The organism is Streptomyces sp. NPDC097617 (assembly GCF_044761485.1).
GTDB lineage: Bacteria > Actinomycetota > Actinomycetes > Streptomycetales > Streptomycetaceae > Streptomyces.
In genome coordinates this window covers 270845-284406 of sequence record NZ_JBIWCL010000007.1, presented here as the reverse complement: position 1 = coordinate 284406, position 13562 = coordinate 270845, and the positions used below count along the sequence as shown (strand labels likewise).

Annotated in this window: 13 protein-coding genes and 1 pseudogene; 13 read left to right on the top strand and 1 reads right to left on the bottom strand. The window is 70.9% G+C overall.

Features of this window, described 5'->3' with window-relative positions; all coding sequences use genetic code 11:
* The first annotated feature begins 44 nt into the window (after positions 1-44).
* A complete protein-coding gene (gene prcA, locus ACIQZO_RS15455) occupies positions 45-809 on the top strand; it encodes a proteasome subunit alpha (protein ID WP_030389614.1) in 765 nt (254 codons plus the stop codon).
* Between the two features lie 91 nt (positions 810-900).
* Here the strand turns inward: prcA and ACIQZO_RS15450 are convergent, their stop codons facing one another.
* A complete protein-coding gene (locus tag ACIQZO_RS15450; RefSeq protein ID WP_403625703.1) occupies positions 901-1899 on the bottom strand; it encodes a LacI family DNA-binding transcriptional regulator in 999 nt (332 codons plus the stop codon).
* A 143-nt stretch (positions 1900-2042) separates the two neighbouring features.
* On the opposite strand from ACIQZO_RS15450, the gene ACIQZO_RS15445 reads away from it, so the two are divergent.
* From ACIQZO_RS15445 to ACIQZO_RS15390, 12 genes and pseudogenes are all read left to right on the top strand, one after another.
* On the top strand, positions 2043-3293 hold the full coding sequence (locus ACIQZO_RS15445) for an MFS transporter (RefSeq protein ID WP_403625701.1): 1251 nt from the start codon (positions 2043-2045) through the stop codon (positions 3291-3293).
* Positions 3294-3432: 139 nt separating this feature from the next.
* Positions 3433-4794 carry a Pup--protein ligase gene (gene pafA, locus ACIQZO_RS15440; RefSeq protein WP_030768414.1) on the top strand — a complete coding sequence of 454 codons (1362 nt, stop codon included), beginning with the start codon at positions 3433-3435 and terminating at the stop codon, positions 4792-4794.
* A 126-nt stretch (positions 4795-4920) separates the two neighbouring features.
* Positions 4921-5862: an FKBP-type peptidyl-prolyl cis-trans isomerase gene (locus ACIQZO_RS15435; RefSeq protein WP_403625698.1), complete on the top strand. Its 942-nt coding sequence runs from the start codon at positions 4921-4923 to the stop codon at positions 5860-5862.
* A gap of 28 nt (positions 5863-5890) precedes the next feature.
* Complete coding sequence (locus ACIQZO_RS15430) at positions 5891-6283, top strand: FKBP-type peptidyl-prolyl cis-trans isomerase (RefSeq protein WP_403625695.1); 393 nt, start codon at positions 5891-5893, stop codon at positions 6281-6283.
* A 170-nt stretch (positions 6284-6453) separates the two neighbouring features.
* Complete coding sequence (locus ACIQZO_RS15425; protein WP_403625691.1) at positions 6454-7410, top strand: helix-turn-helix transcriptional regulator; 957 nt, start codon at positions 6454-6456, stop codon at positions 7408-7410.
* Between the two features lie 102 nt (positions 7411-7512).
* Entirely contained in the window at positions 7513-8481 is a 969-nt protein-coding gene (locus ACIQZO_RS15420) for a helix-turn-helix transcriptional regulator (protein WP_403625688.1), read from the top strand.
* Positions 8482-8495: 14 nt separating this feature from the next.
* Entirely contained in the window at positions 8496-8723 is a 228-nt protein-coding gene (locus ACIQZO_RS15415; RefSeq protein ID WP_403625686.1) for a hypothetical protein, read from the top strand.
* 26 nt (positions 8724-8749) lie between these two features.
* Positions 8750-8953, top strand: coding sequence for a hypothetical protein (locus tag ACIQZO_RS15410; protein ID WP_403625682.1), 204 nt, complete (start codon positions 8750-8752; stop codon positions 8951-8953).
* Positions 8954-9120: 167 nt separating this feature from the next.
* Positions 9121-9411, top strand: a complete 291-nt coding sequence (gene tatA, locus ACIQZO_RS15405; RefSeq protein WP_403625679.1) for a Sec-independent protein translocase subunit TatA — start codon at positions 9121-9123, stop codon at positions 9409-9411.
* Between the two features lie 47 nt (positions 9412-9458).
* Positions 9459-10424, top strand: coding sequence for a twin-arginine translocase subunit TatC (tatC, locus tag ACIQZO_RS15400; RefSeq protein ID WP_403625676.1), 966 nt, complete (start codon positions 9459-9461; stop codon positions 10422-10424).
* Positions 10425-10460: 36 nt separating this feature from the next.
* Positions 10461-10556, top strand: a pseudogene (locus ACIQZO_RS15395) (sphingosine kinase); the annotation flags it as partial.
* A gap of 124 nt (positions 10557-10680) precedes the next feature.
* A complete protein-coding gene (locus tag ACIQZO_RS15390) occupies positions 10681-13521 on the top strand; it encodes a DEAD/DEAH box helicase (protein WP_403625673.1) in 2841 nt (946 codons plus the stop codon).
* The last annotated feature ends 41 nt before the right edge of the window (positions 13522-13562 follow it).

Genomic DNA, 13562 nt, shown 5'->3' with positions numbered 1-13562 from the left:
ATCCGCCGCCCCGTAGGAGCCCAGAAGAAAGGGACGGACAGCCGGTGTCGACTCCGTTCTATGTGTCACCCCAGCAGGCCATGGCCGACCGGGCGGAATACGCCCGCAAGGGCATCGCCCGCGGTCGCAGCCTGGTCGTGCTGCAGTACGCCGACGGCATCGTGTTCGTCGGCGAGAACCCGTCCCGCGCGCTGCACAAGTTCAGCGAGATCTACGACCGGATCGGCTTCGCGGCCGCCGGCAAGTACAACGAGTACGAGAACCTGCGGATCGGCGGTGTGCGGTACGCGGATCTGCGCGGATACACCTACGACCGCGACGATGTGACGGCCCGTGGGCTGGCGAACGTCTACGCGCAGACGCTCGGCACCATCTTCTCCTCGGCCGGTGAGAAGCCGTACGAGGTGGAGCTGGTGGTCGCGGAGGTCGGCGCGACCGCGGCCGGCGACCAGATCTACCGGCTGCCGCACGACGGGTCGATCGTCGACGAGCACGGTTCGGTCGCGGTCGGTGGCAACGCCGAGCAGATCAGCACCTTCCTCGATCAGCGTCACCAGGACGGGATGACCCTGTCGGAGGCGTTGAAGCTGGCGGTGCAGGCGCTGTCCAGCCAGGCCAACGGCGCGGACAAGGCGATTCCGGCCGAGCGGTTGGAGGTCGCGGTGCTGGACCGGACGCGGTCCCAGCAGCGCAAGTTCAAGCGGATCCGGGGACGGCAGCTGTCGCGGCTGCTGGAGGCGGATGTGACGGCGGCGGTGCAGGCCGATGCCGTGTCCAACGACGAGGCGCCGGAGGACGACGCCGAGTAGGCCCGGTGTGGCGTGAGCCCCGGTTCGCCATTGCGGCGGGCCGGGGCTTCGTCGTGCCCGGTGCCCGGTGCCCAATGAGCCGGGGCCCGGGTCAGGCGGTGGGGGCCGGGCCGGAGGAGTCGCGCACGACGAGCCGGACCGGGAGGTCGGGGCCGGTCCAGGTGCCGCCCTCGAGAACCGCGAGGAGGGCGGTCATGCCCTGTTCGCCGACGCGCTCGGCGGGGAGGTGGACGGTGGTGAGCTCGGGCTCGACGGCGGTGGCGAGGGCGAGGTCGTCGAATCCGGTGATGGAGAGGTCCTCGGGGATGCGCAGGCCGAGGCGCCGGGCGGCCTTGCAGGCGCCGGCGGCGAGGATGTCGTCGTCGCAGACGACGGCGGTGGGCCGGTCCCGGGGGGTGGCCAGGGTGGCCTCCATGGCCTCCCGGGCGCCGTCGACGGTGAGGGCGGAGCGTACGGTGCGCAGCTCGGTGCCGGGGCCCAGAAGGGCCGCCAGCGCCCCGGCGCGGGTGTCGAAGGTCCAGGAGTCGACGGCGGAGGCGAGGTGGAGGAAGCGGCGGTGGCCGAGGGCGAGCAGGTGCTCGGTGATCTGGCGCATGCCGTCGGCCATGGCGAGGTTGACGTGGGCGGCGGCGGTGCCCGCGGCGGGGTCGCTGTCGAGCATGACGAGGGGGAGGGTGTCGCCGCCGATGGCGTCGAGGGCGTCGGCGGCCATGGAGGAGGCGATGACCCCGTCGAGGGCGGCGCGGGCGGAGGCGAACGGGTCGCGGGCGGGGCCGGTGCCGTCGGGGGACGGGTAGAGCACGACGCCGAAGCCGTGTTCGGCGGCGACGCGGGCGGCTCCGGTGTAGACGCGGGCGAAGAACTCGTTGGTGAGGGCGGGGACGACGAGGAGGGCGGTGCGGGTGGTGCCGAGGCGGAGGTTGCGGGCGGCGAGGTTGGGGCGGTAGCCGAGGCGGGTGGCGGTCTCTCGGACGTGGGTCGCGGTGCGCTCGGAGACGCGGCCGGGCCATTTGTCCCCGAGGACGAGGGAGACGGTGGCCTGGGAGACCCCGGCTGCGGTGGCCACGTCGCGGCTGGTGGGTCTCGTCACACGGGGCTCCTGAAGTGCGAGGTCGGGCGGTGTCGCGGGTCCGCGGGGTGGACCCGCGGACTGCGGCCATGGTACGTATGACGCGTCAGGTTATACGTATTACTTGGTTACTCCCGGCTGGATCCGGGCAGAAGGGGGCGGACATGGCCGCGGGATACGCGGAGCTGCTGAGGACCCGGCACGCCGCGAGGCTGCTGGCGGGCACGCTCGTGGGCCGGCTGCCCAATGCCACCGGGCCGATCGCGATCGTGCTGTTCACGCGCGCCGAGGGAGGCAGCTACAGCCTGGCGGGCGCGCTCGCCGCGGCGTACGGACTGGCGAACGCGGTGGGTCAGCCGCTGCTGGGCCGGGCCGTGGACCTGGTCGGGCAGCCGCGGGTCCAGCTGCCGGCCGCGGTGGTGTCCGCGCTGGGCATGCTGTGGCTGGCGCTCGCGGGCACGGGGTCGGCGTGGGCCGCGTACGCCGCGGTGGTGGTCGCGGGGCTGTTCACGCCGCCGCTGGAGGGCGGGCTGCGAGCCCTGTGGCCGGGGGTGCTGGGCGGCCGCGAGGAGAAGGTGCACGCCGCGTACGCGATGGACGCGGTGGCCCAGGAGATCATGTTCACCGTCGGTCCGCTGCTCGTGACGCTGTTCGTGGCGGTGTGGTCGCCGGCGGGCGCGCTGCTGGCGCTCAACGCGATCGGCGTGCTGGGCGCGCTGTCCGTGGTGGTCAGTGAGCCGTCCCGGAAGTGGCGCTCTGAGCCGCGGGAGGCGCACTGGCTGGGCGCGCTGCGCTCGCGCGGGCTGCTGGCGCTGCTCGGCGCGTTCTTCTTCGTGGGCATGGCGCTGGGCTCGATCACGGTGGCCGGTGTGGCGTACGCCGACGAGCACGGCGGCCAGGCGGTGTACGGCTGGTTGATGGCCGCGCTGGGACTGGGCGCGCTGATCGGCGGTGTGTTCTACGGGGCCCGGCAGTGGGCCGGTACCCCCGAGCGGCGGCTGCGGCTCCTGGTGGCGCTGCTGGCGGTCTGCTACCTGCCGCTGATGCTGGTTCCGGGGCCGGTGGCGATGACGGCGCTGGCGGCGCTGTCGGGTGTGTTCCTGGCGCCCTCGCTGGCGTGCGCGTTCATCGTCGTGGACCGGCACGCTCCGGCGGGCACGGTGACGGAGGCGTTCTCGTGGCTGGTGACGTTCTTCGGGGTGGGCGCGGCGATCGGCACGGCGGCCGCGGGGCCGTCGGTGGAGCTGGGCGGTACCGCGGCGGGCTTCGGTGTGGCGAGCGTGGCGGGCGTCGCGGCGCTGCTGGTGCTGATGTCCACTCAGCGGGCGATGGCAACGGGCGGCCGGGCCCGCGCGGTCGCGGGCTCGGCTGACGGTGTGTCGGACGGCTCCCGTGACGTGCCGTCGGCGGGCTGACGGCGGGTGCGGGGGATGGGCCGATCGGGGCCGAGATCGGGGTGGGATCGGGGCGTCGATCGGCCCGCTGCGGGGAACTGATCGAAACGGCGCTCTCGAACTCGGTTTCAGAACAGGGCCAGAAGCGTAATGTTCAGTCATGGACCGCCGCATTTTCGGGCTGGAGAACGAGTACGGCGTCACGTGCACGTTCAGGGGACAGCGCCGACTGTCTCCTGACGAAGTGGCGCGCTACCTCTTCCGCCGTGTTGTGTCATGGGGCCGCAGCAGCAATGTCTTCCTGCGGAACGGCGCCCGCCTGTACCTCGACGTGGGGTCGCATCCGGAATATGCAACACCGGAATGCGACAACCTGACCGAACTGGTCACCCACGACAAGGCCGGCGAGCGCATTCTCGAAGGACTGCTCGTCGATGCCGAGCGCCGCCTGCACGAGGAGGGAATCGCGGGCGACGTCTATCTCTTCAAGAACAACACCGACTCGGCGGGCAATTCGTACGGTTGCCACGAGAACTACCTGGTGGCCCGGCACGGAGAATTCTCCCGCCTGGCGGACATCCTCATCCCGTTCCTGGTCACGCGGCAGCTGATCTGCGGTGCGGGCAAGGTGCTGCAGACCCCGCGGGGCGCGGTCTACTGCGTGAGCCAGCGGGCCGAGCACATCTGGGAGGGCGTGAGCTCCGCGACGACCCGCTCACGGCCGATCATCAACACCCGGGACGAGCCGCACGCGGACGCCGAGCGCTACCGCAGGCTGCACGTCATCGTCGGTGACTCGAACATGTCCGAGACGACCATGCTGCTCAAGGTCGGGGCCACCGACCTGGTGCTGCGCATGATCGAGGCGGGCACGGTGATGCGGGACCTGACCCTGGAGAACCCGATCCGGGCCATCCGCGAGGTCAGCCACGACATCACGGGCCAGCGCAAGGTGCGCCTGGCGAGCGGCCGGGAGGCCTCGGCGCTGGAGATCCAGCGCGAGTACTACGACAAGGCCGTGGACTTCGCCGAGCGCCGGGGCATCCGCACCGGCGTGGTGGACCAGGTGCTGGAGCTGTGGGGCCGCACGCTCGACGCGATCGACGCGGAGGACCTGGACCGGATCGGGACCGAGATCGACTGGGTCATGAAGTACCAGCTGATCGAGCGGTACCGGGCCAAGCACAACATGACCATGTCGAATCCGCGAGTGGCTCAGATAGACCTCGCGTATCACGACATCCACCGTCGGCGCGGGCTGTACTACCTGCTGGAGCGCAAGGGGCAGGCAGCGCGGATCTGCAACGACCTCAAGATCTTCGAGGGCAAGTCGGTGCCCCCGCAGACGACGAGGGCGCGGCTGCGCGGCGACTTCATCCGCCGGGCGCAGGAGCAGCGCCGGGACTTCACGGTCGACTGGGTGCACCTGAAGCTCAATGACCAGGCGCAGCGGACGGTGCTGTGCAAGGACCCGTTCCGGTCGGTGGACGACCGGGTGGAGAAGCTGATCGCAGGCATGTAGCAGCGCAGAGTGACCGCAGTGTGACATCACACTCCTCTCCAGGGCCTCGTACGTCTCTCGTACGGGGCCCTGTGCACGGCTTAGAGTGGCGAGCGACCGCTATGCCGTCTGAGATCTGAGGAACCCGTGCGCCGACTTGCCGGCCTGCTAGTCGTACCCCTTCTGCTGCTGACGACCGCAGCGTGTGGCGACGACAGCGGCTCCGACTCCGCCCAGATGAAGAACGGGGCCCCCGCGATCACCAAGGGAGCCGCGTTCGGGGAGACGCCCACCCTGTCGAAGGGGACGGGCACCCCGCCCAAGGAGCTGAAGGTGGTGACCATCAGCGAGGGCACCGGGCAGGTGCTGAAGAAGAACGACATCGCGCAGGTCAACTACCTCGGCCAGGTGTGGGACGGCAAGGAGCCCTTCGACCAGAGCTTCGGGCGGCCCGCGCCGTTCGACCTGACCATCGGCGCCGGCGCCGTCATCAAGGGCTGGGACCAGGGCCTGGAGGGTCAGAAGGTCGGCAGCCGTGTCGAGTTGGTGATCCCGCCGGAGCTCGGTTACGGAGCGCAGGGTTCGCCCCCGAAGATCCAGGCGAACGCGACGCTGGTCTTCGTCGTGGACATCGTCAAGGGCGCGACCGTCCCGGCCTCGGCCACGGGCAAGGAAGTCGCCCAGGAGAACAAGGACCTGCCCAAGGTCGGCACGAACACGGACGGCAAGGAAGTCTCCGTCACCGTTCCGAAGGACACCGCGGAGCCCACCAAGCTGGTCTCGAGCTACGTCCTGGAGGGCGACGGCCCGGTCGTGAAGGACACCGACAGCGTCGTCGTCAAGTTCAACGGCAAGACCTGGAAGGACGACAAGTCCTTCGAGAGCACCTACACCAGCGGCCAGACGGTCACCTGGCCGCTGGGTGAGCTCTCGGTCAAGGGTCTGAAGGACGGCCTGGTCGGCAAGAAGGTCGGCAGCCGCATCCTGCTGGTCATCCCGCCGGACATGGCGTTCGGCGACAAGGAGCAGGGCACCATCCCGGCGAAGTCGACGCTGGTCTTCAGCCTCGACATCCTCGCCGTGATGTAAGACTGTTCCGGTTGACCGTTTCGTACGTATGAGGAGAAGTTCCGTGAGTGACCTCCAGAAGCCCGAGATCGACTTCCCCGAGGGCGAGGCCCCCAAGGACCTCGTGATCGACGACGTCTGGCTGGGCGACGGCGCCGAGGCCAAGAAGGGCGACCGGGTCTCCGTCCACTACGTCGGCGTGGCCTTCTCCACCGGCGAGGAGTTCGACGCCTCCTGGAACCGCGGCTCCGCGCTGCAGTTCCAGCTCGGTGTCGGCCAGGTCATCTCGGGCTGGGACCAGGGCGTCCAGGGCATGAAGGTCGGCGGCCGCCGCAAGCTGGTCATCCCCGCCCACCTCGCCTACGGCGACCGTGGCGCGGGCGACGCGATCGCCCCGGGCGAGACGCTGATCTTCGTCTGCGACCTGGTCAAGGTCGGCTGATCCGGACATCCGCGATCGGTGCAGGGGCCCCCGCCGTCCGGCGGGGGCCCCTCGCTTTTGCCCCGGCGCGCCGGGGCGGTACGGTCAACCGTCACGGGCCCCGCGCGACCGGTCGCGGCCCGTGTGACGGTTCGACGGATGTGCAGGCGGAGAAGGGCGGAAGGGCGTCGATGGCGATTGCCAAGGCCGAGCGGCTGATGAATCTGGCGCTGTGTCTGCTGGGGACCCGACGGCCGCTCAGCAAGCGCGAGTTGCGCGGTTCCATCGAGGCCTACATGGAGGCCGGCAACGACGAGTCCTTCAACCGCATGTTCGAGCGGGACAAGGACGATCTGCGCGAACTCGGCCTCGTCATCGAGACGGTGGAGAACCTGGACGGCGAGACGGGCTACTTGGCCCGGCGCGACAGCAACCGGCTGCCTCCCGTCTCGCTGGACGCCGAGGAGGCCGCCGCCCTGGGGCTGGCGGCCAAGGTCTGGCAGCAGGCACGGCTGGCGGGGGCCGCCAGCGGGGCCCTGCAGAAGCTGCGCGCGGGCGGGATGCCCGAGGCGGAGGACCCGTACGAGGGACAGCACAGCGCGATCGAACCGCGCATCCCGGTCCACGAGGCGGCCTTCGAGCCCTTGATGCTGGCCTGCCGGGACCGCCGGCCGGTGGTCTTCGACTACCGCAAGTCCACCGCCGCCCGGCCCGAGGCCCGACAGGTGGAGCCCTGGGCGCTGGAGTGCTGGCGCGGCCACTGGTACCTGGCCGGCTACGACCGGGAGCGCGGGGCGGAGCGGGTGTTCCGGCTCTCCCGGATCACCGGCAAGGTCCGCTCCCGGGCCGCGAAGTACACCGCCGAGGTGCCGGACGTGGTGACCGTACGGGAGACCGTCGCGAGCTGGGCCGGGGAGAGCGCGGACCGTTCCGCGCTGATCCGGCTGCGGGCCGGGGCGGGCTACCCGCTGCGGGCCAAGGCCACCGCGGTGCGCGAGGGCGGGGACGGCTGGGACGAGCTGGAGATCCCTTACGGTCACGGTCTGGACGCCTGGCTGGTGGAGTTCGGGCCCGACGTCGTCGTGGTCGGTCCCGCCGACCTGCGGGCGGACGTGGTGGACCGGCTGCGGGCCGTCGCCCGGGCCTGACCGGGACCCCGCTCCGGGCCCGCGGGCCCGGCGGCCGATCCGCGGCCGCACCGTTCGACACGAGCACATCCACGACGTGCCCTGAGGGGGAGACGTACCAGCATGGCTGCCAACGCCATCGACCAGACCCGCCGGATGCTGTCCCTGGTGACCTACCTGCGCGAGCGCCCCGGGGCGCACGTCGCGGACGTCGCGCGGGCCTTCGGGATCACCGAGGACGAGCTGATCTCGGACCTCGACGTGCTGCCCATGTGCGGGACGAGCTTCCGGGGCGGGGACCTGCTCGACATCGACACCGACGGGGAGCGCATCTGGTGGCGCAATCCCGACGCCTCGGGGGAGTCCACCGCCGAACCGCTGCGACTGGCCGCCGACGAGGCGACCGCGCTGCTGGTGGCCGCGCGCGCGGTCGCGACCCTGCCCGGGCTGCGCGAGAGCGACCGGGACGCCCTGCTGCGGGCCACGGCCAAGCTGGAGGCGGCCGCCGGCGAGGCGGCCGGGGCCAGCTCCCGGCTGTCGGTGACCTTCGAGTCCGAGGGCGGGGTCTTCGCGGACGTCGACCGGGCCATCGCGGAGCGCCGGCGGCTGTGGCTGCGCTACTACTCGCCCGCCCGGGACGAGCTCACCGAGCGCACGGTCGACCCGATCCGGCTCTTCGCTGTGGGGCACACCTACATGGAGGGCTGGTGCCACCTCTCCGAGGCCCGGCGCACCTTCCGCCTCGACCGCGTCGCGGAGATCCGGCTGCTGGACGAGCGGTCCGATCCGCCCGCCATCGAGCCGCGCGACCTGTCCGTGGGCCTGGTCCAGCCGGCTGCCGAGGACCCCGAGGTCGTCGTCGAGGTGGGGCCGGGCGGGCGCTGGGTCGCCGAGTACTACCCGCACGACAGCGCCGAGGAACTGCCCGGGGGCGGTCTGCGGATCACGCTGCGCAGCCCGGACCCGGCCTCGCTGCGCAGGCTCGCCCTGCGCTTGGGGCGCGAAGGGCGGATCGTCGCTCCCGCAGAGCTGGCGGAGAGCGCGCGGAGCGCCGCTCGAGAGGCACTCGCGGGGTACGGGGAACAGGTCTGAGGGGAGCGCGGTCGATGTCGCCCACGTCCGAGCCCGTCGCCTTCACGGCCTCCTGCCCCGACTGCCGGGCCCGCTTCGAGCTGGACGCGGGTGCGCTGCGGCTGGCCATCGGCGGCAGCCGGCGTACCACGTTCTACTCCTTCACCTGCCCTGAATGCGGCGCTGCCGTCCGCAAACCGGCAGGTGAGCGCATCGTGGAACTGCTGACCGGCGGTGGCGTGAGCACCCTGCGCAGCATCTGATCCGGTGGGTGGCCTAGGCTCGCCCCATGCTGTGGCCGATGTTCGCAATTGCCCTGGGCTTCCTCGGACTGTCCGTGCTCGCCGTGCTGGCCGTGCGGGTGTTCCTGGAGGTGCGCAGACTGTCCTCGCAGGTGGTCCTGGCGAGCCGCCGGATCACCGCCGCTTCGGCCGATCTTGAGGCCGCCGCGGTCGACCTGGCCCGGGCGGGACACGGCGTACGGCCCCAGTAATCGGGGCGAATGCGTGCGACAAGGGCATAAGCGACAGGTCAGGGTGCAAGCGCGGGGACGCCCGGGGATTGCCGGGCGTTAACCCCCTGGGGTTACGATCCTCGGTAGAGACAGTCCTGGGCGTCCGTGCCGGTGTGCTGTGAACCTCGGAGAAAAGGAAAATACCTATGGGCAACCTCAGGGGTTGGGAAATCTTCGTCATTCTCGGCGTCATCATCCTGCTGTTCGGCGCCAAGAAGCTCCCCGACATGGCCCGCTCCCTCGGCAAGTCGGCCCGCATCCTCAAGAGCGAGGCCAAGGCGATGAAGAAGGACGGCGAGGGCGACGAAGCCGCCACCGTCGCGCCCGCGGACCAGCCCGCGCAGCAGCCGGTCGCCCCGCGTACCATCCAGGCCGCGCCGGGTGATGTCAGCAGCTCCCGTCCGGTCAGCGAGCCGAACCGCACCACCCAGGGCTGACACCCGCCGTACACGCCAGTCATCTGCAACGAGACAAGGGACGTGGGTTGCTCAACTCTGCCCGCAAGCAGGAGAAGAAGGAACGACAGGCAAAGGACGCCGAAGGGCGCATGCCTCTCGTCGAGCACCTGCGTGAACTGCGGAACCGCCTGCTGAAGTCGGTGATCGCGATCCTGGTGATCACGATCGTCGCCGCCTTCTTCTACCGGGACATCATCAACTTCCTGTTGAAGCCGATGCTCGACTCCGTCGGCTGCACCAACGGTGTGGTGACCCAGCGCAACGGCCGCCCCTGCGCCGACATGACTGTGAACGGCCTCATCTCGGCGTTCTCGATCGCCCTGAAGGTCTCGCTGATGGCCGGTGTGGTGCTCTCCGCACCGGTGTGGCTGTACCAGCTGTGGGCGTTCGCCGCGCCCGGGCTGCACAACCACGAGAAGAAGTACGCGCGCAGTTTCGTCGCGGTCGGAGCGCCTCTGTTCCTGACCGGCGCGGTGCTCGCGTACAAGATCCTCCCGCAGACCGCGACGATCATGCTCGAGTTCACGCCCGACCACGCGCGCAACCTGCTGCCGGTCGACGACTACCTCGACCTGGTCACCCGCATGGTGCTCGTGTTCGGCCTGGCCTTCGAGCTGCCGCTGCTGCTGATCCTGCTGAACTTCACCGGTGTGCTCACCGGCAAGCGGCTGGCGAGCTGGTGGCGGGGCATGGTCCTCGGCATCACGATCTTCGCCGCCTTCGCCACCCCCACCGGTGACCCGCCGACCATGCTCGCGCTTGCCCTGCCCATCGTGGCCCTCTACTTCGCGGCCCTGGGTCTCTGTCTCCTCAACGACCGCAGGCGCCGGCGCAACGACCCCGACGCGGGGCTGAGCGACGACGAGGCCTCCGAGCTGGACCTCACCCCGGCGCCGATCGGCCGACTGGAATCGGTCCCGGCCCCCGCGGCCCTGCCCGAGCAGGCCGACGGCGAACGCCAGCGGATCAACGGTTACGACGACGCCACCTGACAGGTGCCCCGGGGGACCGGTCGGGCATTGCGCCGGATGAGCCACGAGATCACCCTCTTCGTCAATCCCACCGCCGGACGCGGCCGGGGCGCGCACGCCGCGCAGCCGGCCGCTTCGGCTGTCCGGGCGGCGTACGCGGACGGCGGGCCGCTGGGAAGGCTGCCGGTGACCGCCGAGTGCGTCCCGCGGGCCGCCCGGCTGCTCACTTAAATGATCGCGACTGTTGTCGGAGGTGGCGGGTAGGCTCGAGAACAAGATGACCGAAGAACTCTCACCCGCCGAGCGGTACGCCGCTGCCCGGATCCGCGCCGCCGAAGAGGCCACTGCCCTGGCCCCCTTCCGCGAGATGTACGAATTCGATCTGGACCCTTATCAGGTCGAGGCCTGCAAGGCGCTGGAGGCCGGCAAAGGCGTTCTCGTCGCCGCTCCTACCGGCTCGGGCAAGACCATCGTCGGCGAGTTCGCCGTGCACCTGGCCCTCCAACAGGGCCGCAAGTGCTTCTACACGACGCCGATCAAGGCGCTGTCGAACCAGAAGTTCGCCGACCTCGTCAAGCGCTACGGCGCCGACAAGGTGGGCCTGCTGACGGGCGACAACAGCGTCAACTCCGAGGCGCCGGTGGTCGTGATGACCACCGAGGTGCTCCGCAACATGCTCTACGCGGGCTCCCAGTCGCTGCGCGGCCTCGGCTACGTCGTGATGGACGAGGTCCACTACCTCTCCGACCGGTTCCGCGGGGCCGTCTGGGAAGAAGTGATCATCCACCTTCCCGAGTCGGTGACCCTGGTCTCCCTGTCGGCCACCGTGTCCAACGCCGAGGAGTTCGGCGACTGGCTGGACACCGTGCGCGGGGACACCGAGGTGATCGTCTCCGAGGAGCGGCCCGTACCGCTGTGGCAGCACGTCATGGCCGGCCGCCGGATCCACGACCTCTTCGAGGAGGAGTCCGATCACGGCGGCCGCGGCTCCGCGCGCCGGGAGGTCAATCCCGACCTGCTGCGCCTGGCGCGCGAGGAGAACAGCCGCTCCTACAGTCCGAAGGACCGGCGGCGCGGAAAGATGGTCCGTGAGGCCGACCGCGAGCGCGAGCGGCGCTCCCGCGGCCGCATCTGGACCCCGTCCCGCCCCGAGGTGATCGCCCGCCTCGACAACGACGGGCTGCTGCCCGCCATCAACTTCATCTTCAGCCGAGCCGGTTGCGAGGCCGCCGTCCAGCAGTGCCTGTTCGCGGGCCTGCGGCTCAACGACGAAGCCGGGCGCCTCAGGGTCCGCGAGATCGTCGAGGCGCGGACCTCCTCCATCCCCACCGAGGACCTGCACGTCCTCGGGTACTACGAGTGGCTCGAAGGGCTGGAGCGCGGCATCGCCGCGCACCACGCGGGCATGCTGCCCACCTTCAAGGAGGTCGTGGAGGAGCTCTTCGTCCGCGGCCTGGTCAAGGCCGTCTTCGCCACGGAGACCCTGGCGCTGGGCATCAACATGCCCGCCCGCACGGTCATCCTGGAGAAGCTGGTCAAGTGGAACGGCGAGCAGCACGCCGACATCACCCCCGGCGAGTACACGCAGCTGACCGGCCGGGCCGGGCGGCGCGGCATCGACGTCGAGGGCCACGCGGTGGTGCTCTGGCAGCGCGGTATGGACCCGGCGGGGCTCGCCGGGCTCGCCGGCACCCGTACGTATCCGCTGCGCTCCAGCTTCAAGCCGTCCTACAACATGGCCGTGAACCTGGTCAGCCAGTTCGGGCGGCACCGCTCGCGCGAGCTGCTGGAGACCTCCTTCGCGCAGTTCCAGGCCGACCGATCGGTCGTCGGGATCTCCCGGCAGGTGCAGCGCAACGAGGAGGGCCTGGAGGGCTACCAGGAGGGCATGACCTGCCACCTGGGGAACTTCGAGGAGTACGCGCAGCTGCGCCGCGACCTCAAGGACCGTGAGACGGACCTGGCCAAGCAGGGCGCGGCGCAGCGCCGTGTGCAGGCGGCCAGTTCGCTGGAGAAGCTCAAGCCGGGCGACATCATCCACGTGCCGACGGGCAAGTTCGCCGGGCTCGCGCTGGTCCTGGACCCGGGCGTGCCGGCCGGGCGGGTCAACGGGCACCGAGGGCACGAGTACGCCGAGGGCCCGCGCCCGCTGGTGCTCACCGCCGAGCGGCAGGTCAAGCGGCTCGCCGCGATCGACTTCCCCGTTCCGGTCGAGGCCCTCGACCGGATGCGGATCCCCAAGACCTTCAACGCGCGCTCGCCGCAGTCCCGTCGGGACCTGGCCTCCCAGCTGCGGACCAAAGCCGGGCACATCACACCCGAGCGGCAGGCCCGCGGCCGGGCCGCGGCCGCCGACGACCGAGAGATCGCCCGGCTGCGCAGTGAGCTGCGGGCGCACCCCTGCCACGGCTGCGACGAGCGCGAGGACCACGCCCGTTGGGCGGAGCGCTACTACCGGCTCAAGCGGGACACCCAGCAGCTGGAGCGGCGGATCGAGGGCCGGACGAACACCATCGCCCGCACCTTCGACCGGATCCACGCGCTGCTGACGGAGCTGGACTACCTGCGCGAGGACGAGGTCACCGTGCACGGCAAGCGGCTCGCCCGGCTGTACGGGGAGCTGGACCTGCTGGCCTCCGAATGCCTGCGGGCCAAGGTGTGGGAGGGCCTGAGCCCTGCCGAACTGGCCGCCTGCGTCTCGGCGCTGGTCTTCGAGGCACGGCAGTCCGACGACGCGGTCGCCCCGAAGGTGCCGGGCGGCGCGGCGAAGGAAGCGCTGGGCGAGATGGTCCGCATCTGGGGCCGGCTCGATGCGCTGGAGGAGGAGCACGGCATCAACCAGGCGGAGGGCGTGGGCCAGCGCGAGCCGGACCTCGGCTTCGCGTGGGCGGCGTACCAGTGGGCCTCCGACAAGAGCCTCGACGAGGTGCTGCGCGAGGCGGAGATGCCGGCCGGTGACTTCGTGCGCTGGTGCAAGCAGGTCATCGACGTGCTCGGGCAGGTCGCGGCGGCGGCTCCGGCAGCCTCCGGCGACAGCGGGAGCACGGTGGCGCGCAATGCCCGCAAGGCCGTGGACGCGTTGCTTCGGGGTGTAGTGGCCTACAGCTCGGTCGGCTAGGCGGTTTTGGGGCTTCCTCCGAAAGCGGAGGCGGCTTGATC